15 protein-coding genes, 2 pseudogenes and 1 riboswitch are annotated in these 20,978 nt (G+C 46.7%); of the genes and pseudogenes, 7 read left to right on the top strand and 10 right to left on the bottom strand.

Going from position 1 to position 20,978, the window contains the following annotated elements:
• The first annotated feature begins 53 nt into the window (after positions 1-53).
• The 6 genes and pseudogenes from T2812B_RS04555 (at position 54) to axeA (ending at position 7,288) form a co-directional block, all read left to right on the top strand.
• Positions 54-1,061, top strand: coding sequence for an ABC transporter permease (locus T2812B_RS04555; protein WP_008194137.1), 1,008 nt, complete (start codon positions 54-56; stop codon positions 1,059-1,061).
• Between the two features lie 16 nt (positions 1,062-1,077).
• Positions 1,078-1,932 (top strand): ABC transporter permease, encoded by an 855-nt coding sequence (locus tag T2812B_RS04550; protein WP_008194135.1) that lies wholly within the window; start codon positions 1,078-1,080, stop codon positions 1,930-1,932.
• A gap of 1 nt (position 1,933) precedes the next feature.
• Entirely contained in the window at positions 1,934-2,941 is a 1,008-nt protein-coding gene (locus T2812B_RS04545; RefSeq protein WP_038051426.1) for an ABC transporter ATP-binding protein, read from the top strand.
• Positions 2,928-3,931, top strand: a pseudogene (locus T2812B_RS04540) (ABC transporter ATP-binding protein). Before T2812B_RS04545 ends, T2812B_RS04540 begins: the two are co-directional and overlap by 14 nt.
• Before the next feature lie 37 nt (positions 3,932-3,968).
• Positions 3,969-6,305 carry a glycoside hydrolase family 3 N-terminal domain-containing protein gene (locus T2812B_RS04535; protein ID WP_008194121.1) on the top strand — a complete coding sequence of 779 codons (2,337 nt, stop codon included), beginning with the start codon at positions 3,969-3,971 and terminating at the stop codon, positions 6,303-6,305.
• 4 nt (positions 6,306-6,309) lie between these two features.
• A pseudogene (axeA, locus tag T2812B_RS04530) lies at positions 6,310-7,288 on the top strand (cephalosporin-C deacetylase).
• On the opposite strand, the gene T2812B_RS04525 reads toward axeA, so the two are convergent.
• The 8 genes from T2812B_RS04525 to flgM form a co-directional block, all read right to left on the bottom strand.
• Positions 7,271-8,041 (bottom strand): ABC transporter ATP-binding protein, encoded by a 771-nt coding sequence (locus T2812B_RS04525; RefSeq protein WP_008194102.1) that lies wholly within the window; start codon positions 8,039-8,041, stop codon positions 7,271-7,273. The pseudogene axeA and the gene T2812B_RS04525 overlap by 18 nt on opposite strands.
• A 1-nt stretch (position 8,042) precedes the next feature.
• A complete protein-coding gene (locus T2812B_RS04520) occupies positions 8,043-9,011 on the bottom strand; it encodes an iron ABC transporter permease (protein WP_008194100.1) in 969 nt (322 codons plus the stop codon).
• Positions 9,008-9,901, bottom strand: a complete 894-nt coding sequence (locus tag T2812B_RS04515) for a cobalamin-binding protein (protein WP_065212801.1) — start codon at positions 9,899-9,901, stop codon at positions 9,008-9,010. Before T2812B_RS04515 ends, T2812B_RS04520 begins: the two co-directional genes overlap by 4 nt.
• 52 nt (positions 9,902-9,953) lie before the next feature.
• Positions 9,954-10,154, bottom strand: a riboswitch (cobalamin riboswitch).
• Positions 10,150-10,599: a flagellar assembly protein FliW gene (gene fliW, locus T2812B_RS04510; RefSeq protein ID WP_004082606.1), complete on the bottom strand. Its 450-nt coding sequence runs from the start codon at positions 10,597-10,599 to the stop codon at positions 10,150-10,152. (Overlaps the previous riboswitch by 5 nt.)
• A gap of 4 nt (positions 10,600-10,603) precedes the next feature.
• On the bottom strand, positions 10,604-11,518 hold the full coding sequence (gene flgL / locus T2812B_RS04505; protein WP_004082608.1) for a flagellar hook-associated protein FlgL: 915 nt from the start codon (positions 11,516-11,518) through the stop codon (positions 10,604-10,606).
• A gap of 5 nt (positions 11,519-11,523) precedes the next feature.
• Entirely contained in the window at positions 11,524-14,100 is a 2,577-nt protein-coding gene (gene flgK, locus T2812B_RS04500; RefSeq protein WP_008194094.1) for a flagellar hook-associated protein FlgK, read from the bottom strand.
• A gap of 2 nt (positions 14,101-14,102) precedes the next feature.
• Complete coding sequence (gene flgN, locus T2812B_RS04495) at positions 14,103-14,549, bottom strand: flagellar export chaperone FlgN (RefSeq protein ID WP_008194091.1); 447 nt, start codon at positions 14,547-14,549, stop codon at positions 14,103-14,105.
• The gene (gene flgM / locus T2812B_RS04490; RefSeq protein ID WP_008194089.1) at positions 14,546-14,824 is read right to left on the bottom strand and encodes a flagellar biosynthesis anti-sigma factor FlgM; all 279 of its coding nucleotides are present in this window, start codon (positions 14,822-14,824) and stop codon (positions 14,546-14,548) included. The genes flgN and flgM overlap by 4 nt, the downstream gene beginning before the upstream one ends.
• A gap of 67 nt (positions 14,825-14,891) precedes the next feature.
• On the opposite strand from flgM, the gene murJ reads away from it, so the two are divergent.
• Positions 14,892-16,313: a murein biosynthesis integral membrane protein MurJ gene (gene murJ, locus T2812B_RS04485; protein WP_008194088.1), complete on the top strand. Its 1,422-nt coding sequence runs from the start codon at positions 14,892-14,894 to the stop codon at positions 16,311-16,313.
• Here murJ and amrB read toward each other — a convergent pair.
• Positions 16,294-17,127: an AmmeMemoRadiSam system protein B gene (gene amrB / locus T2812B_RS04480; protein WP_008194086.1), complete on the bottom strand. Its 834-nt coding sequence runs from the start codon at positions 17,125-17,127 to the stop codon at positions 16,294-16,296. The two genes, murJ and amrB, sit on opposite strands and share 20 nt — an antisense overlap.
• Complete coding sequence (locus T2812B_RS04475) at positions 17,124-20,972, bottom strand: type II secretion system protein GspD (RefSeq protein ID WP_008194085.1); 3,849 nt, start codon at positions 20,970-20,972, stop codon at positions 17,124-17,126. The genes amrB and T2812B_RS04475 overlap by 4 nt, the downstream gene beginning before the upstream one ends.
• Between the last annotated feature and the right edge of the window lie 6 nt (positions 20,973-20,978).

Raw genomic sequence — 20,978 nt, 5'->3', positions numbered from 1 at the left:
GGGCCGGGGGGACACCCCCCCGGTCCTTTAAAGAGAAAAGGAGGGCAGATACCTTGAGTTTTGTAAGAAGATACCTGCTTCCGAGATTGATAACTTATTTTCTTGTCATCTGGGTAGGAATTACTATGATTTTCTTCATTCCGAGATTCCTACCAACAGATCCAGTTCAACAGTTCATAAGTCGTCTTGTGACACAAGGAACGTACATGGATCCAAAGGCGATAGAAGAGATGACAGAAACCTTGAAAGAACTTTATGGGCTGAAAGGAAGCCTGTGGGATCAGTACGTCAACTTCTGGAAAAGACTTTTAAAAGGCGATTTTGGTCCTTCATACTTTCAGTTTCCAACTCCTGTGATGAAATTAATAAGACAATCACTGCCCTGGACTGCCTGGCTCTTGTTTGTAACGACTGTCATTTCCTGGATCATAGGAAACATTCTTGGAGGACTCGCAGGGTATTTTTCCAATAGAAAATGGGTGAAGATTCTCGATGGTATTGCGATGGTGATAAGACCGATGCCGTACTACATCCTCGCACTCGGACTTTTGATCCTCCTTGCGTATATACTTCCCATCTTTCCAATCGGCGGAGGTTTTGCAATAGGAATGAAATTCACCTTCAGCTGGGAAAACCTGCTGATACTCCTAAAACACGCTTTTCTTCCCGCGCTTTCTTTACTTTTAATAGGAATATTTGTTTGGTTCCAAGCCATGAAACTCGTGGTTCAGAGTGTGAAATCAGAGGACTATGTGAAATACGCAAAGATGGGAGGAATAGAAGAAAGAAGAATCGTTCGAAGATATGTCATAAGAAACGCTATGTTACCACAGATAACGGGTCTTGCTCTCTCTCTGGGACAGATCTTTGGAGGTGCTTTGATCACGGAGATCGTGTTCTCCTATCCTGGTATTGGAACACTTCTCTACAACGCCATTTTTACAGGTGACTACAACCTTTTGATGGGAGTGAGTACACTCTCCATTCTTTTGATCACAACCAGTATTCTTTTGATAGATCTTCTCTACCCACTATTCGATCCAAGGGTGAGATACAGATGAAAAAGGAGTGGAAAAAATGCAGGTGTTGAAAGATCTGTTGAGAGATACACGTTTCAGATTCGGCTTCATAGTTCTTCTGGTACTTTTGACACTCTCTATCCTGTCTTTCTTTTCACCGTACAACCCGTACCTGTGGAATCAGGTCCCGAGGGATCTTCCACCCCATTGGCCTCACATATTGGGAACCAATTCGATGGGACAGGACATTTTCTGGAAACTCACTTTCGCTGTGAGAAACTCACTTGTCATGTCACTGATCGCGGGGCTTGTATCGAGAGTTATAGCCATGATCGTCGGCATGATAGCCGGATACAAAGGAGGAGCCGCAGATAGAGTTTTGACATTTCTCAGCGACTCCTTCTTGGTTATACCACTTTTTATCATCATTGTTCTTATTGCTACAATAGTAAAAGGACGTTTAAATTTACCCACACTTGGGCTTCTCCTTGGAGTCTTTGGTTGGGCATGGGATGCGAGAGTGATCAGGTCTCAGGTTTTGAGTTTGAGGGAAAGAGATTTCACCTACACCGCTCTTCTCTCTGGATCAAAAGCCCTTTCGATCGTTTTCAAAGAGTATTTACCGTTTCTGATACCGCTCATATTCGCCACTCTCATAGGTAACATGTCCTGGGCAATTGGAATGGAGATCACACTCGCGATACTGGGTGTGTCGAACCTGGACATACCCACACTCGGTACCATGCTTCAGTGGTCGATAAACTACCAGGCCCTTCTACTGGGATACTGGTGGTGGGTGCTGACTCCTGTTGTAACGTCTATCTTTTTGTTCATAGCGCTGTATCTGATCTCAATCAGCATCAGTGAATACCTTGATCCGAGGATGAGGATACAGAGAATAGGACAGGCATGAGGTGATAGCGGTGGAAGTGTTGAGAACAGAAAATCTCAAGTCTTATTACATTCTGGACATATTCGGAAAAAAGCGAGTAGTGAAAGCGGTGGACGACGTGAACATTTCGATCATGGAGAACGAGATATACGGTATCGCAGGAGAGAGCGGTTGCGGAAAGAGCACTCTTTTGAGAGCTCTCTTTGCTGCAATAGAACCACCACAGAGAATAGTGGGAGGAAAAGTGCTCTACAGAGAAAACGGAAAAGAAGTGGATGTTTATTCCCTGAGTGATGAAGAGAGAAGAAGGCTCAGATGGAGTTTCATTTCTTACGTTCCACAGGGATCGATGAGCGTTCTCAATCCCGTGGTGAAGATAAAAGAGACCTTCAAGGATTTCATAGAAAGCCACACGACTGGAAAGACGAAAGAAGAAGCGTACGAGATGGCAAAAGAACACATAAGAGAGCTGGGGCTTCCAATAGAGATTCTGAACGCCTATCCACACCAGCTATCTGGTGGAATGAGACAGAGGGTGACGATCGCCCTTGCAACCGTTCTGTCACCGAAGGTGATCATAGCGGATGAACCAACGACCGCTCTCGACGTTGTAACTCAGAGAGGTGTGGTCCAACTTCTCAAGGAGATACAATCTTCAAGACAGAACACCATCATCCTTGTCACACACGATATGGGGGTTCATGCGAACGTGACAGACAGGATAGCGATCATGTACGCCGGGAAGATCATAGAAGAAGGAAAAACAGAAGAGATCTTTGAAAACCCCATGCATCCCTACACGAAGTATCTGATCTACTCGCTTCCAAAGTTTGGAGACAAAGGAAGGAGAGAAAGCGCTCCTGGAAGTCCTCCATCACTCGCCGATCTTCCACCAGGATGCAGTTTCCATCCAAGATGTCCACATGCGTTCGACAGGTGTAAAAAAGAAGTACCCCCTCTCAAGGAATACCTGCCGGGCCACAGAGTTGCATGCTGGTTAGTAGAGGAGGGAAAGAATGCCGCTTCTTGAGATAAAAAATCTGACGAAGATCTTCACCATAGGGAGCATCTTCTCCAGAACGAGAATAGTGGCTGTGGATAACGTGAACTTCGATATAAACGAAGCAGAGATCTTCACCCTCGCCGGAGAGAGCGGTGGTGGAAAAACACGACTGCCAGATCATCTCGGCCTTGAAGACCCACTCTGTGAGATCGTCTACAAATCATCCTCGGCTTTGAAGAACCCACCTCTGGTGAGATCGTCTACAAAGGAAGAAAAATCGATCGTGTGCATCAGAACGAAAAAGAAAGAAGAGAGCTTCTAAAAGAAATACAGGCTGTCTTCCAGAATCCGTTCTCCACGTTCAACCCCCTCAGGAAGGTGGACAGGTACTTCTATGAGACACTCTTCAACCTTGGCATAGCGGATACAAAAAAGAAGGCAGAAGAGATCATCAGGGAGAAGCTTTCCGCAGTCGGTATCTCCTTTGAAGAATTTTCCGAGAAGTACCCAAGTGAGTTCTCGGGAGGTCAGCTTCAAAGAATCTCCATCGCAAGGGCGCTTCTCACGAATCCTTCTCTTCTTGTCGCAGACGAACCCGTCTCGATGGTCGACGCTTCTTTGAGAATGTCGATCGTGAACCTCTTCAAGGATCTCAAAGAACAGTACGGTGTGAGCGTGCTCTACATCACCCACGATCTCACAACGGCTTACTACGTCTCTGACAGAATCGCCGTCATGTTCAGAGGAAATATAGTGGAACTGGGACCTGCAGAGAAAGTTCTCATGGAACCAAAGCATCCATACACCCAGCTTTTGAGGGAATCCGTCCCAGAGCCGGATCCGAAGAAAAAGTGGGACATCAGGATAAAACTGTCCGAGACAGAGCAGGCAGAGTATCTGAGACAGGGCTGCAAGTTCGCAGGAAGATGTCCAAAGGCCATGGATATATGCAGAAAGGAGCCTCCTCCATATTTTGAAGTTGATGGTGTGCAGGTGAAGTGCTGGTTGTACAGATGAGCTTTATGGTTTCAATAACGGATGAGGAGGGAAAAATATGGAACTGTACAGGGATCCTTCGCAACCCATCGAAGTGAGAGTGAGAGATCTTCTTTCCAGAATGACGCTGGAAGAGAAGGTGGCCCAGCTTGGGTCTGTCTGGGGTTACGAACTGATAGACGAGAGGGGAAAATTCAACAAGGAAAAAGCAAAAGAACTCCTCAAAAATGGTATAGGCCAGATCACAAGGCCTGGTGGATCAACGAACCTTGAACCTCAGGAAGCCGCGGAACTTGTGAACGAAATACAGAGATTTCTCGTGGAAGAAACACGTCTTGGAATTCCTGCGATGATACACGAGGAATGTCTCACCGGTTACATGGGACTTGGAGGAACCAACTTCCCTCAGGCGATAGCAATGGCGAGTACATGGGATCCAGATCTCATAGAGAAGATGACCACCGCCATCAGAGAGGATATGAGAAAGATAGGGGCACATCAGGGTCTCGCACCTGTTCTGGATGTCGCAAGAGACCCGAGGTGGGGGAGAACAGAAGAGACGTTCGGAGAATCTCCCTATCTGGTGGCGAGGATGGGAGTCTCTTACGTGAAAGGCCTCCAAGGTGAGGATATCAAAAAAGGTGTCGTTGCCACAGTGAAACACTTCGCCGGATACAGCGCTTCTGAAGGCGGAAAGAACTGGGCCCCAACGAACATTCCGGAGAGGGAATTCAAAGAGGTCTTTCTCTTTCCGTTCGAAGCGGCTGTTAAAGAAGCGAATGTGCTTTCTGTGATGAACTCCTACAGCGAGATAGACGGTGTCCCATGTGCAGCGAACAGGAAACTCCTCACAGACATTCTCAGAAAAGACTGGGGATTCGAAGGAATCGTCGTTTCTGACTATTTCGCTGTGAAAGTTCTGGAAGATTATCACAGAATAGCAAGGAATAAGTCAGAAGCCGCAAGACTCGCGCTCGAAGCGGGGATAGATGTTGAACTTCCGAAGACAGAATGTTATCAATATTTGAAAGACCTTGTTGAAAAAGGCATCATCTCCGAAGCTTTGATCGACGAGGCAGTCGCCAGGGTGCTGATGCTGAAGTTCATGCTCGGACTCTTCGAGAATCCCTACGTTGAGGTGGAAAAAGCGAAGATAGAAAACCACAGAGACATCGCGCTCGAGATAGCAAGGAAATCTATTATTCTCCTCAAAAACGATGGAATTCTGCCTCTTCAGAAAAACAAAAAAGTTGCCCTGATCGGACCGAACGCGGGTGAGGTGAGAAATCTCCTCGGAGATTACATGTACCTTGCACACATAAGGGCTCTCCTCGACAACATAGACGATGTCTTTGGAAATCCTCAGATCCCGAGAGAAAACTACGAAAGACTGAAGAAGAGCATAGAAGAACATATGAAGAGCATTCCGAGTGTTCTCGATGCCTTCAAAGAAGAAGGGATCGAATTCGAATATGCAAAGGGCTGTGAAGTGACAGGGGAAGACAGAAGCGGTTTCGAAGAGGCGATAGAAATTGCAAAGAAATCCGACGTTGCCATCGTTGTCGTAGGAGACAAATCTGGACTCACCCTTGACTGCACAACCGGTGAGTCCAGAGACATGGCAAACCTCAAGCTTCCAGGAGTCCAGGAAGAACTCGTCCTCGAAGTTGCAAAGACAGGAAAACCCGTCGTTCTTGTCCTCATCACGGGAAGACCCTACTCACTCAAAAACGTCGTCGACAAGGTGAACGCGATCCTTCAGGTGTGGCTTCCTGGAGAAGCGGGAGGAAGAGCGATCGTTGACATCATCTACGGAAAGGTGAATCCCTCTGGAAAACTTCCGATCAGCTTTCCAAGAAGCGCTGGCCAGATTCCTGTCTTCCACTACGTCAAACCATCCGGGGGAAGGTCTCACTGGCACGGAGACTACGTGGACGAGAGCACAAAGCCTCTCTTCCCGTTTGGGCACGGTTTGTCTTACACGAAGTTCGAGTACAGCAACCTCAGAATCGAGCCGAAGGAAGTGCCACCGGCCGGTGAGGTGGTGATAAAGGTGGACGTGGAAAACATTGGAGACAGAGACGGAGACGAGGTGGTTCAGCTTTACATCGGTCGTGAGTTTGCGAGCGTCACAAGGCCTGTGAAAGAGCTTAAGGGCTTCAAGAGGGTCTCTTTGAAGGCAAAAGAGAAGAAGACTGTTGTGTTCAGGCTCCACATGGATGTGCTCGCCTACTACGACAGAGACATGAAACTCGTGGTCGAACCCGGCGAGTTCAAAGTGATGGTGGGAAGCTCTTCTGAAGACATCAGACTCACTGGTTCCTTCACTGTGGTCGGTGAAAAAAGAGAAGTGGTGGGAATGAGGAAATTTTTCACGGAAGCCTGCGAGGAGTGAAAAAATGGCCTTCTTCGATTTACCACTCGAAGAACTGAAGAAATATCGTCCAGAGCGGTACGAAGAGAAAGACTTCGATGAGTTCTGGGAAGAGACACTCGCAGAGAGCGAAAAGTTCCCCTTAGACCCCGTCTTCGAGAGGATGGAGTCTCACCTCAAAACAGTCGAAGCGTACGATGTCACCTTCTCCGGATACAGGGGACAGAGGATCAAAGGGTGGCTCCTTGTTCCAAAACTGGAAGAAGAAAAACTTCCCTGCGTTGTGCAGTACATAGGATACAACGGTGGAAGAGGATTCCCTCACGACTGGTTGTTCTGGCCTTCTATGGGTTACATATGTTTTGTCATGGATACTCGAGGTCAGGGAAGTGGCTGGCTGAAAGGAGACACACCGGATTACCCTGAGAGTCCCGTTGACCCTCAGTATCCAGGATTCATGACAAGAGGAATACTGGATCCCAGAACTTACTACTACAGACGAGTCTTCACGGACGCTGTCAGAGCCGTTGAAGCTGCTGCTTCTTTTCCTCGGGTAGATCAAGAAAGAATCGTGATAGCTGGAGGCAGTCAGGGTGGCGGAATAGCCCTTGCGGTGAGCGCTCTCTCAAAGAAAGCAAAGGCTCTTCTGTGCGATGTGCCGTTTCTGTGTCACTTCAGAAGAGCAGTGCAGCTTGTGGATACGCATCCGTACGCGGAGATCACGAACTTTCTAAAGACCCACAGAGACAAGGAAGAAATCGTGTTCAGGACTCTTTCCTATTTCGATGGAGTGAACTTCGCAGCCAGAGCGAAGATCCCTGCGCTGTTTTCTGTGGGTCTCATGGACAACATCTGTCCTCCTTCAACGGTTTTTGCCGCCTACAATCACTACGCTGGGCCGAAGGAAATCAGAATCTACTCCGTACAACAACCACGAGGGAGGAGGTTCTTTCCAGGCGGTTGAACAGGTGAAATTCTTGAAAAAACTATTTGAGAAAGGCTAACGGTCTTCCTGTGACAGGATGTTCGAGTACCACGAATTCCGTTTCGAATGTATTCCGGAGCACCTCTTCGGTCACCACCTCTGGGGGTGCTCCGGTTTTTATCATCTCACCGTTTTTCATAACGCCTATTCGATCACACAGAGCGGATGCCACGTTTATATCGTGGAAAACGGAGATGATGGTTTTTCCCGATTCTTTCAACCTTTTCAAAACGTTTCCCACAAGACTCACGTTGTTGTAATCCAGATGGGCTGTGAGTTCATCGATGAGCAGGATTTCCGTGTCCTGCACAATCGCTTTCGATAGCACAACCTTCCTGCGCTCTCCAGAGCTCAATGTCCAGAAGTTTCTGTCGACAAATTTCAGTGTTCCGGTTAGCTTCAGGCTTTTCAGGACTATCTCCTCATCCTTTCTGGATGTTCCACTCAGAAGACTCAAGTGTGGAAGCCGTCCCATCTCGACTATCTCTTTTACAGAAAAGTCGTAGGAAGGAAAGAAATCCTGAGAAACGAGGGTTACTATCTTCGCCATCTCTTTTCTCGAAGTCTCCCACGGTATCCTACCGAGGAGCTGAACCGTTCCTTTCTGAGGACGAAAAATCCCCACAAGGATCTTTAAAAGAGTAGTCTTTCCGGAACCGTTCGGTCCGATGATACCGAAGAACTCCCCTTTTTTCACAGAAAGATTTATGTTTTTCAGAGAGAATCCTCCTTTGTATCGGAAGAACAAATTTTCAATCTTTACGACCTCCACTTCACACACCTCTTTTCATGAGGAAAGCAAGGAAAGGTGCTCCGATCAACGCTGTTACAACGCCGACTGGAAGCTCCGTGGGAGAAAAGAAGGTTCTGGCTGCCGTGTCGCAGAGTGTGAGAAGAACTCCTCCCATGATCAAACTCGAAAGGACGGACTTCAGAAAATTCGGACCAACGAGGTAGCGAGAGATGTGAGGAACTATGAGACCGACGAAACCGATAACACCACTTCTGGAGACCAGAAATGCCGTGATGAAATTTCCAAAAAGAAAAGTGACAACCTTCAATCTCTCAACGTTGACTCCGAGAACGAAGGCCTCTTCTTCTCCAAGCGCCATGGCGTTCAGATGTTTGGAGAAGATCAAAGAGTAAAGTAGAAACGGGATGACGACCATCAGATAGAAGAGAACATCCCCCCACGTGCTCCCTGAAAAGCTTCCAAAGAGCCACATAGAGATGGTGGTTACATTCCTTTTCAAAAGAACGATCGTCATGTAAGTGAGAGAGCTGAACAACGTACTTACCACCACTCCAGAAAGCACGATGGTTGTTACCGGAAAGCGGCCCTCTTTCCTTGCAATGAGAAGGGTCAAGAGTGACGCTATCATGGAAAAACCGAAGCTGAGAAGGGGAATTCTGTATATCCAGGAGATTCCGAGGGTTTCAGCGAGGTAAAACGACACAACAGTACCGAAAGATGCACCCGAGGAGATTCCAAGGAGATACGGATCAACAAGAGGATTCTTCAAAAGATTCTGAAACGAATTTCCCACGATCGAAAGACCGGCTCCAACCAGAAAACTTGCCAGAACCCTTGGAATTCTGAGAGAAAGAATCCTTTCGACCCCGGGGTTTTCTTTCAAACCAAAGAGGACCCCCAGCACTTCAAGGGGGTCCAGAGGCACACTTCCAAAGAAGATTCCAAGAAGAAAACTGAGTATCAGTATCGGAAAAACGAGTTTTCTCACTCACCTTTTCCTCCGTAGAAAAATTCATAGAACAAATCGAGGAGTTCAAACACATCGGGAGAAGGTTGAGAGGCCACGTTTCCGTCCACTGCGAAGACTCTTTTGTTCTTCACTGCGTTTATTTCTTTGAAAGGTTCAAAATTGAGTATCTTCTTTATCTCTTCGTTCTCCGTTCCAGGGATGTAAACTCCAACTATTATCACATCAGGATTTTGAGACACAACATACTCAAGAGAAAGCTGTGGCCAGCCGTTCGGCCCTGCGATTCCAGAAGCAATGTTCACTCCGCCCGCCAGAGAGATGATCTCGTTGAGATAGGATCCCATTCCACACGTCCAGATCTCCTTCACATCAGGACCGGGAGATGAGATCAGGTAGAGTACCTTGGGACGCTTCGATGGAGGAACGTTGTAGGTCTTCTTTCCTATCTCAAGCATTTTTTCTCTCAGCTTTTCCGATTTCTCCAGAGCAAGGTCTCGACGATCAAAGATTGTTCCAAGAAGGACCACGTCTCTAATGATGTCATTGAGAGAATTCGGATTCACAACAAAGACCTTTAAGCCTGCTTTCTCAAGTTTTGGAACTTCGGGAAGCTGGAATCCGCCGAACATCAGAACGAGATCGGGATTCAGACTCACCACCTTTTCGATGTTCACAGGGACCATCGCACCGACTTTTTCAGCTTCGTAGCTGTCGTAATCGGTGACTCCAACGATTTTGTTTTCCAGGCCGAGGAACACAAGAAACCTCGTTGCGGCGGGAGACAGACTGACCACCCTTTCGGGTGCGGATGTGATCTCCACCACTCTTCCAGCATCGTCCACAACCGTTACGGCGAGCGCAACAGCGGTGACAAAGAGAAGGATCAAAGAAACCAGTTTTCTGAACACTTCCATCCCTCCCTGAAAAAGAATATTCCCACCTTCCTGGTGCCGAGGAAGGTGGTTCCCCTTCACCGCGGGCGGGTTTCCCGGCTTCCGGATCATCCTACTCCCCGCGCCTTCCCAGGGTGATCGCCCCAGTGGCGTTCTGCGGGTTTCGTCCCCGGTCACGGTGGCGGCCCCGCGCCGGATTTTCACCGGCTTCCCCTTTGAACCCCGAAGGGTACCGCACGGTGAGGGAGGCTTCTATTTGAAAATCATACCACAGTCTTTGAACGCTCTATCTCTTCGGAAAGGAGGTGTCTCAACTGGTAATCTTCGTTCTCCAGTATCGTTTGAATTCCCTTCTTTTTCTTTTGATTCAAAATTATCGGTGCCCTGAGATTTATCGTGGTCTTTTCCGGTTTTCCTGGGGGAATCGTTAACACACAGAAGAAAAGGAGCGCTTCCTGATTTTCGGCTTCGATCTCCTCGAGATCTTCACTTGGCACTGCGGGATCGTAATCGGCTCTCACGAGCTTTGGATCCACAACGGGAAGTCCCACTTCCGAATCCTCGAGTGAAAGCAGCCATCCTATGGGAAAGGTTTCCTGAGGAAAAACGAGTGCGAACTTTCGCAGATGTTCGAATCCGGGGATTCCTTTTTCGAACGTGAAGATACTTTCATCCGAAATTTCTATCTCCCCGAGTTTGGTTTTGTAAACCACGTTATCACCTCACGAAGTCTACCAGGGTCGCCTGAAGCACTCGACTGGCCGATTTCAAAGCAGCTTCAAGAACCGACTGCTGCATAGCAAGATCCGTCACGAGTTCTGTGATGTCCGCGTCTCTCTCCTTTGAAAGGTACTCGGTGAAGAAGAAATCGAGATCCTGCACCCTTGAGTTCACCATATCGATGAACCTGCTCACACCACCGACCTTTCCTATCGTTTTGGTTATACGCTCCTCGAAGGAGGACAGTTCCTTCAAGAAAACGTTCGACACACGTTCAGATATCTGAGTTTCGTTGAGATTGGAACGAAGAGTGGCGGAAACCTCTTCAAGCATCTGGAACACATTCTTTCCGCTGTCCAGTTCAAAAACCTCACTGGCCGTGACACCGTAATCAATGGAATGTCCCAGCACTAGAATAGAGCGACTCTTATTTGAGGCCGGAAGTGTTGAAATCTTCCAGATACCGTTTTCGTTTTCGACCGGCTGGCTGAAAACATCGTATCCAGAAAAGATGTACTCGTTCCCTATTCTTGTGTTCGCTACTTCCACCAGATTCTCTTTGATTTTATCGATCTCCTCTGCTATAGCCTCCCTCTCTGCTTTCGAAAGAGTCCCATTCGCTGCTCTAACCAGCAGCTCTCTGAGTCTTTGAGTGATGGAGGAAACGGTTTGAAGGGCACTGTCGTACGCGTTCACGTAGGTTTGGACATGATCCACGCTTCTTTGAAACTGCTCGAGTTCCCTCTTTCTCGTCAGAATGTCACTGGCCCTCTTCGCAACAACGGCATCGTCACTTGGATACCTCACCTTGTATCCCGAAGAGAGTTGATCGTGGAGCTTCGCTATTCTTTTCAAACTCGTCTGTATGTTGAACAGCACTCTGTCACTGATCATTTTGTTCGTAACCCTCATTCAGATCACCCCACCATGTTGATCACGGTCTGTATCATCTGATCGACAGCGGTGATGACTTTGGCAGCAGCGCTGAACGCGTGCTGATACTCTATCATGTTCGCCATCTCCTCGTCGAGAGAGACTCCCTTCACCTCTTCACGGGCATTGTCGATCTCCTGTCTGAGGATTTCTGTGTTGTTCTTGAGATTGCTGGCAGTTTCCGCCTCCACACCGAGCTCCGAGACTACTCCCCCGAAGAACTCGTAGAAACTCTCCTTGCCGTTCGATAACATCTTTCTGGTGTAAAGATTCTGTATGGTTTCAAGAAGCTCTGGATTGGCTCCACCCGAAGGTTTGATACTCGTCGCGTTCCAGTCGGAATTTTCCAGAGCGTATCCCACATCGACCGCGAGGTTTGCAGGGTTCGTAGCGAGAGAAGAACTCACCTCGAACTGATTGACGATGTTCAAGGGTTCATCGTACGGTGCCCTGTCGAAAGTCAGAATATCCGCAACCTTGAAACGTTCGCTCAACGTGGTGAAATCGTCAGATTTTGAAACCAGGGTGAAAGAAGTGTTCCAGTCAAAAGTAGTGGGATCACCGTCTGGATCAACAAATCCGACGGCTTCGAAAAACCCCTGCGGACCTTTTATTTCCATCATTCTGAGATCGAAATCGTAGAGCGACGACGCCCTGAAGACGAGCGAATGATGGGGTGTCAAATCCGCGAGAACTCCCGTGTTCTTTTCGTTGATCTTTTCAACGAGTGTTTCCAGAGTGTCCACAGCTGGATCTATTTCTATATCCGTGGAGTTAATAGTGATCGTGAAAGGCCTTGTTGGGTCAAAACCGGTTTGACCGTAGAAAATGTTTTCCAGAGTGTCTTTGTATTTCAGCACTTCGTAATTTCTCACGAACGCGTTAGACTCCGTGAAGAAGTCATCGTCACTCAACACCTTGACAGCCGAAGGATCGAAATTGAGCTGCTCATCTGGAACGATCACAAGCATGTTTTCTCCAGTGGATGGATCCGCGTAAATCTGCGCCCTCAAATGCGAAGAAGAATTTATGGAAGCTTCTATATTCGAAAGGTTCACCCCGGAAGAAAGATCCACGCTGATTGTTTCTGTCTGTCTTGTGCCATCTTCAAGGATGTACTCCACGTTTATGTTGTAAACACCGGAAGACAACCCGGAAAGGTCGGATTCTTTTATGGTTATGTACCCTTTTGTCTCGGTGTCGAACCCCATCTGTGACAGAGAATCTCCCAGCGAGAGGAAAAGCCTGTTTCTCAGAGAACCGGTGCTGTCCTCCAGGTAAAGTCTGTATCCCCCTGCATGTGTACCCACTTTCAAAGAGGTACCGAGCAGGTTCCACGAACCAACGAGGTCACCAATGGTCGTTCCAGCCGAGATGTTCAAAACGTTCGATGAACCGCCATCGAAAGAGAGAACGACGTCATTAGAGTTGAAGCGCCTTCCTTCTATTTCAGCTTGGCTGTTTGCGGAATGAAGTCCCGTTACAGTGTGGTAGGGTCCCATCTCGAGCTTTCTGTTTCCTTTGATTCTGAAGATGGAAGGATCATCGCTGAAGGCCTCAATTTTCTTGAAGAAGTTGAGGTTCGTTGTCACTCCGTTCGACTCAAAACCATCCCTGTGAACAAGATTCAATGAGTCCGTTATAAAAAGCACGAATTCATCGAGTTTTCTCATGTACTTCACTATGCTGGAATCCCTCAGATCCATCAACGCCTTCAGCTTCCCATCCGAGAGAATCAACTGAGAGTTTCCAACGAAGAGCTCATGGTATCCTTTTCCGTAAGGTCTTTCCAGCGCCCTAAGCTCTCTATAAGTAGAACCGTTCAAAACGATCTGATTTCCTATCCTCAGGGTAATCTGTCCGTCCTCCGCTTCGGTGTAGTTGATATTCGCAAGATTGGAGAGCTCGTCAAGGATCCTGTCTCTTTCATCGAGAAGGTCGTTCGGTGGAGAGTTGAGCATCATGCTGGTTCTGATCTTGTTGTTGAGATCTGCCAGTCTTTTTATCATCTGGTTTATCTCGGACACTCTCTGAACGATCTCATCGTCTATATCTTCCCTAAGCTGCTCCAGTCTTCCGTAGAAATCTTTTATCTGAGAAACCATCTGCTGTGCCCTGGAAACAACCTCCGCCTTCGAGGCTGTGCTGCTGGGGTCGGACATGACTTCTTTGAAAGCGTTCCAGAAGTTGTCCACAAGGCTTCTTATACCATCTTCACCTGGCTCTGCCAGAAGCTGCTCTATGAAATGAAGGTTGGAAAGGACAGTGTCCCAGTAGTTGTATCTGTTGTTCACCTGCCTATACTGAACGTCGAGGAAGGCATCTCTCAACCTCACAATCGTTTTAACCCTTGCACCGGTTCCCATCTGCAAGGGAAAAGAAGGCTGTGTCAGGGTAGTGAGGGGGATGGGAGGATTCGCCTCTATGACTGGTCTCTGTCTCGAGTAACCGGGTGTGCTGGCATTTGCGATGTTGTGCCCCACAACGTTCATCGCCAACTTGTGCGCGTGTATTCCTGTGAGCGCTGTGTTGAGTATTCCAAACATGGACATATCAGGCATATTCAGGACCTCCCGTTGAACATCGAAGGACCATCTCTATCGAAGGATCCATTTCGATTGTAGGTGAGTTCATTCCTTTGAAGATTGAACACAAAATCTATGTAATTCAAATGAAAACCTATTGCCTGTTTTAACTTTTCTATCTCGAAGACCAACTTGTTCAGCGTTTCAAAGAAACTCTTTAGCTCTAAGAGCATTTCTTCATCGTCTTTGTAGATTTCCAGAAGATCGATGAGCTTTGTACCATTTCCGTGTGACTCCAGTGAAGATTTCAATATTTTGTTGCAGGTTTCCATCGAAACGGAAAGTTCCTCAATGCGCGGCAGGATGCTTTCAAGACGTTCGAAGTCCTTATTTACAATCGCTTCCAGTTCTTCTTCCAGAAGATTTCTCATATTCTCCATGAGTCTTATTTTCTCTGTGAGAACCCTCTTCAATTCCTCTCTCATTCGGACAGCTCCTCCAGAATTTTTCGGGCAAGCCTTTCGGTATCGATGAAGTAATTCCCACTTTCTATGGCTTTTTTCAGCTCCTCTACCAGCTGTTCGCGGACAGTTGAGATGTTTTTCGCCTCTTCAGCGAATTTTCTGACATCTTCAACATGTCGAAGTTCCACATTATCGGTGCTTTCCTTTTTCCTCTTCTCCTTTGATTTTTCTACAGAAGGCTTCTTTATTCCTTCGATGGGATTTGTGTCTCCCGGTCCGTTTATTCTGTCTATCATCATTCCACCTCCTTCCGTATAATATTATCGGGTACTTTTTTGCAAACTTGAATCAGGAGGAAGAAAAGTGTCCAGCATAAAGAAAACGCTCGCTTTCTCTCTGGGAACGCTTTTCTCGCGTATCACGGGTCTCGTTCGTGATATAATTCTCGCAAAAACCTTCGGTGCTTCCTCTACTCTCGATGCCTACTATGTTTCCATAGTCTTTCCGTTCTTCCTCAGGAGGACCTTCGCTGAGGGTGCGATGAGCTCAGCCTTCATGGCAATCTACAAAAAGTTGGAGAACGAGGAAGAAAAAGCACAATTCACTTCGGCCGCACTCACCTCTCTCGGGCTTGTTACTCTCGTCATTGTCTTTCTTTCCGAAGTTTTTCCTTACTTCATGGCCTCCATCTTCGCCACAGGTGCCGACGAAGAAGTGAAATCACTGGCAGCCGATCTCATACGCCTGACAGCTCCATTCATAACCATCGTTTTTGTGTGGGCAGTTTTTTATTCGGTACACAACGCCTCACACAGATATTTCCTTCCCGCGTTGACCCCGATGTTTTCGAACGTAGGTGTGATAGTGGGATGTCTATTCGGTGATGTAAGGTGGGCAGCCGCCGGATTCACGATAGGAGGTCTGGCTGCACTACTGGTTTTACTTCCCTTCGGAAAATTTCGATACAGACCAACATTCAAAGGCCTTGGAGAATTCTACAGACTCTTCTTTGGAACGTTTATGACAATGGCAGTCTCTCAAGTAACCACACTGATCGATGTGAACGTTGCCTCTTTTTTAGACCCAGGTTCTCTCTCTTTGATCCAGCTTTCCAGTCGTCTTTACCAGCTTCCACTCGGTATCTTTGGTGTTGCGGTATCCACCGTTGCACTGTCCACCCTCAGCGAAAGCGAAGGGGATTTTCACGAGAATCTGAAAGATTTCATAAGCAAAAGCCTCTTTCTGACGCTTCCTTCCTCGATTGGACTGATGGCTCTTTCCGAGAGAATCATTTCTCTACTTTTCGGATATGGAGCGTTCACCCATGAAGATGTGAAAAAATCGGCTCAGATACTCTTCATGTACGCAATTGGATTGTGTTTTGTGTCCCTGTTTAACCTTTTATCCCGAGCCTATCACGCTTCGAAAGAAGTGAAGACTCCCTTCTTTGCCACTCTGCTCGTTTCTGCTGTGAACATATCGCTCGACGTGATACTCGGTTTCACCATGGGAGCCTCGGGCATCGCACTTGCGACGAGTGTTTCATACATTGCAGGATTCGTTTTTCTCGCTTTAAGGATGAAACCTTCCTTCGACAAAAAGATTTTCAAAATCAGCCTGGCTTCTGCAGTCATGGGAACTGTGATTCTTCTGCTGAGAGGTTCATTCAAAGGGAATCTCGGAACGATCTTTCTGGTACTGATCGGTGTGTTCGTTTATGTGTTGTTTTCGAAACTTCTGAAAATAGAAGAACTCGAAGAGATTCTCAGAAGAGGATCGCACTGAGATATCCAACAACCTCCAGCGTATCGCCCGAAACGTCTCCGCTGGTCGCGTGTTTCAAAATCCTGACATTCTCAAAATCCATGTTCAAAAGGGTGGCCACTCCACCGTACCCACACATGCTGATATCTTCTCTCACGAGATATTCGTATAGAAGACTTGGATCCATACCTTCTATCGCTTCTATGATATAAGAATCTTTCCTCAGAGTTGTTCTCTGATCCTCGTAGTGATTCAGATCCGTTGAGGCTATTATCAGAACACCCGGAAACTCAGCCACGAGTTTTGCCAAAGCGCTCGCGAGATCTTCAGCAACCGCAGGACTTTGATCCATCAGACATATGGGAACTATGGGAACCTCTTCGAACACAAACTGAAGAAACGGAATTTGGACCTCAATAGAATGCTCTCTGATGTGAGACATGAAGTCTTTCTCAGCGTATCTAGAATTGCTCAAGACGATCTCCACTGCTCTTTCATTCACCGGAACAGTTCCAAGCGGGGTTTCCCACTCCCCCTCTGGCCACACACCCACAGGCCTTCCCAGACCCGTGTGGTTTGGTCCGATAATAACCACAACAGAAGGTTCGCCGAACTTAACTGCCTCGAGAAATCCCCACGCAGCAACAGGCCCACTGTAGATGTAACCAGCATGGGGAGAGACAAGGCCAATGGGATTTTGAAGCTTTGTCTCGACAGGGCCAGGCAACTTGCCCGGCCCAATCCTTTTGTCAAGAAAACACATCCTGATTTGTTCGATAAGTTCATCCTTCCTGGAAGGATAGAAGAGGCCGGCCACAGCCGGTTTTCTTTTCATGGTTCCACCACCCTCACGGTGAGGAATATGACAAGATCTCGTTTTTCTTTGTTTTCGGACTTTGTTCTGAAGAACTGACCTATCACCGGTAGATCGCCGAGGAAAGGTAGCTTACTTTCTGTTACGTTCGTTACTTCTCTGATCAGACCTCCTATCGTTATGGTACTTCCGTTCTTCACGATGAGGTGCGTTTGGGCTTCTCGCGTCCTTTCCCCCGGCACTTCATTTATGTAGTTTCCAGGCTCACTGGCCTTCACAAAGAGATCGAGCTCTATGGTGTCGTCGCTTCGTACGAACGGTGTGATACTGAGTTCTATACCGGTCTCGAGGAATTGCACTTCTGGAGTTCCGTCTCCGTTGGTATCTGTAACGTACGGTATTCTGTCACCTATCAATATTCTCGCCTCTTTTCCGCTGGTGGTGACGATTCTGGGGCTCGCAAGAATGTCATCGAGAGTGTTGGTCTTTTGATCTGAGAATTGAAGGGAAAGGGTATTGTTCAAAATCTCTCCGAAGATCTTTTCGAAATCAAGGTAGTCGGTCACGAAGAAAGATATCCCTGCACCAGAGGACCCTACATTCACATTTCCTCCAGTCAATTCGAGAACAGTTTCTTTGCTCAATCTGTCGATCAAAGATCTATCCACTATCTTTGCAGATATCTCTACCTGTTTCGTCGGTTTTTTCAATTTTTCTATGATATTATCCAGCTCTCTCTTTATCGTCTCAGAAATCCCTGTTACCACCATGAAGTTGTTCAGGGAATCCACATAGACCGTTCCTCCGTAGAATTCGATCAAAGCTTTTATTTGATCGAAATTGTGCGGCACATCGTAGATGTAGCGCCTTGCAAGATCCTGTTTGGGTTTTGAGACAACGTACACACCGTTTTTGTTGTCAAATAAATAACCATAGTTCTGAGAGATCAGATCAATAAACTTTTCCCATGCGACATTATCTGCCTTCATCGTGATCTTCTCCGAAGGGATGGAGACAAACATCACCGAAATTCCAAGTTCACCGGCGATCTCTTCGAGAAGATCGTAAAGCGGAGCATCCTCTGCGTTTATAGTCAGCTTACCATCAGAAACCTTTACGTAATCTTTCTTTTCCTTCAAAACGATCTTTTCTTTTTCCGTTTCTACGAGTTCTACAGCTTTTCTCACTTCGTTCTCTGGTCCCTCTACGATCATCTGCCCCATGTTCGGAAAGACCGTGATCTCGACATTTCTGAGGAGTTTCTTCAAGTAAGAAGAAAGTTCGTCAGGGTTCACACCGGAAGGTATGGTGACACTTTTCACCGCTTTCTTTTCTGATACAGCTTCTTCCTTTTTCAAGAACGTATCGAGGAGACTTTTCACTCTCTCTGACTGTGAAACAGGAACTTCCACCAGAAGCAGGTTCAACTTGTCAAGATAGACAACTTGTTTGACTTCTGGAACGAGAACTTCCAGGAAGGTCTTGAATTCCTCGAAAGAAAAACCGCTCGGAACTTCCAGCATGAGTCGATCGAACACGTTTTCTTTGACTATCTTTTGGTGCCTCTCGAAGAAAGAACGGTAAATGCTCGAAAGATCTTCCACCGCTTCTGAAGATCCCTTGAGAACCAGAAGGCCCAGTTGATCAAGACTGAAACAGGTAACATCCGGATACAGCTTGCTGGAGAGGTTTATAAATTCTTCAACAGGGAAGGAAGAATCCACTTCGAGGAATTCCACTGTTTCTTCCTTACGTACTTCTCCAAGTTTTTCCACTATGTCTGAGAAGAGTTCCTTTGCCTTTTCGACATTCTCCTTTGTCCCTTCAAAGTAAACTACTCCGTCCAGTATTTCGTAAGTGATCCCGGCGCTGTTTTTCACAACTTCGAGGAGTTTTTCCGGGTCATCAATCCAGCCGGGCAACTTCACAAAGTCACGCGAGATCTCTACTTCGGAAGAGAAGATTTTCTGAAGAAGATCAGCAGCCTTTTCGACTTCTTCTCTTTCACCGATGACGGCAAGTTCATTCCCTAACTCTTCTATTGATACACTGTACAGTTGCGAAACGACGTTTTTCGCTTTATCGATCGGTACATTCTCAGTTTTTTTCACGAACCTTATGATCCTCTCCTCCGAAGAAATTATCTGCAATTCCTCAGCGGCCTTTTGAACGTTTTCTTCTTCCTTCCCACTCAGCATTGCCATCTTCAGAGAAGAAAAGTACTCGAATTCAACACCGTACTTTTCCTTCATGAATCTGCTCAAATCTTCCACATTCTCAGTTTTTAAGGCGATTTTCAGAAATTGTGTGTGTTCAATCTGAAGTTTCTTCAGCTGCTCTTCAGCGTTTTCAACGGAACTCCTGGCTCCCTCTATGAAGAGGAAGTTCCCTATTTTTTCCATAGAAACCCCGTACATTCTCGTTATCGCGTCTATCATTTCCTGCTGAATCTCCTTTTTCAATTCCACACTTTTCACGATGAAGTTCTTTCTTCTGAGTGACAACAATTTTTCCAGAATGGGGGATACTTTCTCATAGACTGCTTTTGGAACTGAGATAGCGGCTTTTACATTCTCACCATCAATGTTGAGAAATCTCAGCCTTGAATCCGGTACTCCAAGAAATTGTGCCACTTCTCTGAGAAAGTCCTCTTCACCTTTTTTGATATCCAGATAGAACATCTCACCGAGTTCCAGATTGTTTTCCGCGATGAAATCAATCAGCTTCTGTTCTTCATCTATTGGCACCTGGCACACCACCAAGTTCATGTCCTTGAAAGGCTGGGCATCTATTCCGAGGAGCAAAGTGATAAGCGAAGCAGCGGATTCTGGGTCGTAGGCATAAAAAACGAATTTTTTAGCCGGAATCTGGACCTGTTCTTCTACAGACACCTGCTCACGAGTTTCCAAAATCCTGATATATCTTTCCACTTTCGAAATCGTCTCAGAATCTCCCACAAGAATCACTCTGGATACCGGCTTTAAGAGATGATACTCGAACTGATACACACTTTTGAGAGCGGTCAGGAGTTCTTCCACTCTCGCTGAATCTACCGAGAAGGAAACTTCTTTTTGCTGAAGGGGTGGAGAAACAGAAAGAAGGCTCGCCACGAGGTCATGTTCTTCCGAAGTTCCATAGACGAAGAGAACAGATTTTGACGGAAGGTAGTCTATCATGGCTTCCTGAGAAATGAGACTCTTTATCCTGTCGGCGACGGTCTGGTTCTCTACCCTGTATATACCCCAGAATCTCTGAAACCTTCCGGATACTTCTTCGTATTTTCCTATGAACATAGTTCCATCCGGGAAATAAGCGTAGGCAACCTCTCCGAACGTAACAAGAAGGTCTCTCAGCGCATCTTCGGGTGTGACATCGTTCAGTTTCAAACTCGTTGTTGCACTTTTGACACTATCTGAAACGATTACGTTGAGATTCAATCTCTCAGAGAGGTACTTTACCATATCTTCAAAAGGCATGTTTTCAAAGGACACATCGATTCTTTCCTTACTTCTTGGAAATTCCATCACTATCGTCTTGTCTTCTAAACGGTAGCTTCCTGGGAATGGAACCAGCAGACTCGCGGACACCATAACTCCATTGCCAACGTTCACCACTCGTACACCTTCAACAGGACCAACACCAACGGGAACCATGAATCTGCTGATCTTCATTTGAACCCCTTTCATGAAAATGGAGAACACAGTCTTTGAAGAATTCATTTCTGCTGAAACATCTTCAACCGGTGAAGAAATCTGGATCTCTATGATCACTCGATTATTCTCTATCTTAGGAAGTACCCCTACGAGCTCTGCAGAGAACAACACACTGAACATCAACATGACAAGAATAAGAAGTATTCTCCTCACAGATAC

It is taken from the genome of Thermotoga sp. 2812B, from assembly GCF_000789335.1.
In the GTDB taxonomy this organism is placed as follows: Bacteria; Thermotogota; Thermotogae; order Thermotogales; family Thermotogaceae; genus Thermotoga; species Thermotoga maritima.
Note: the sequence above shows the minus strand (reverse complement) of the source record. Positions and strands in the feature narration are given on the sequence as shown.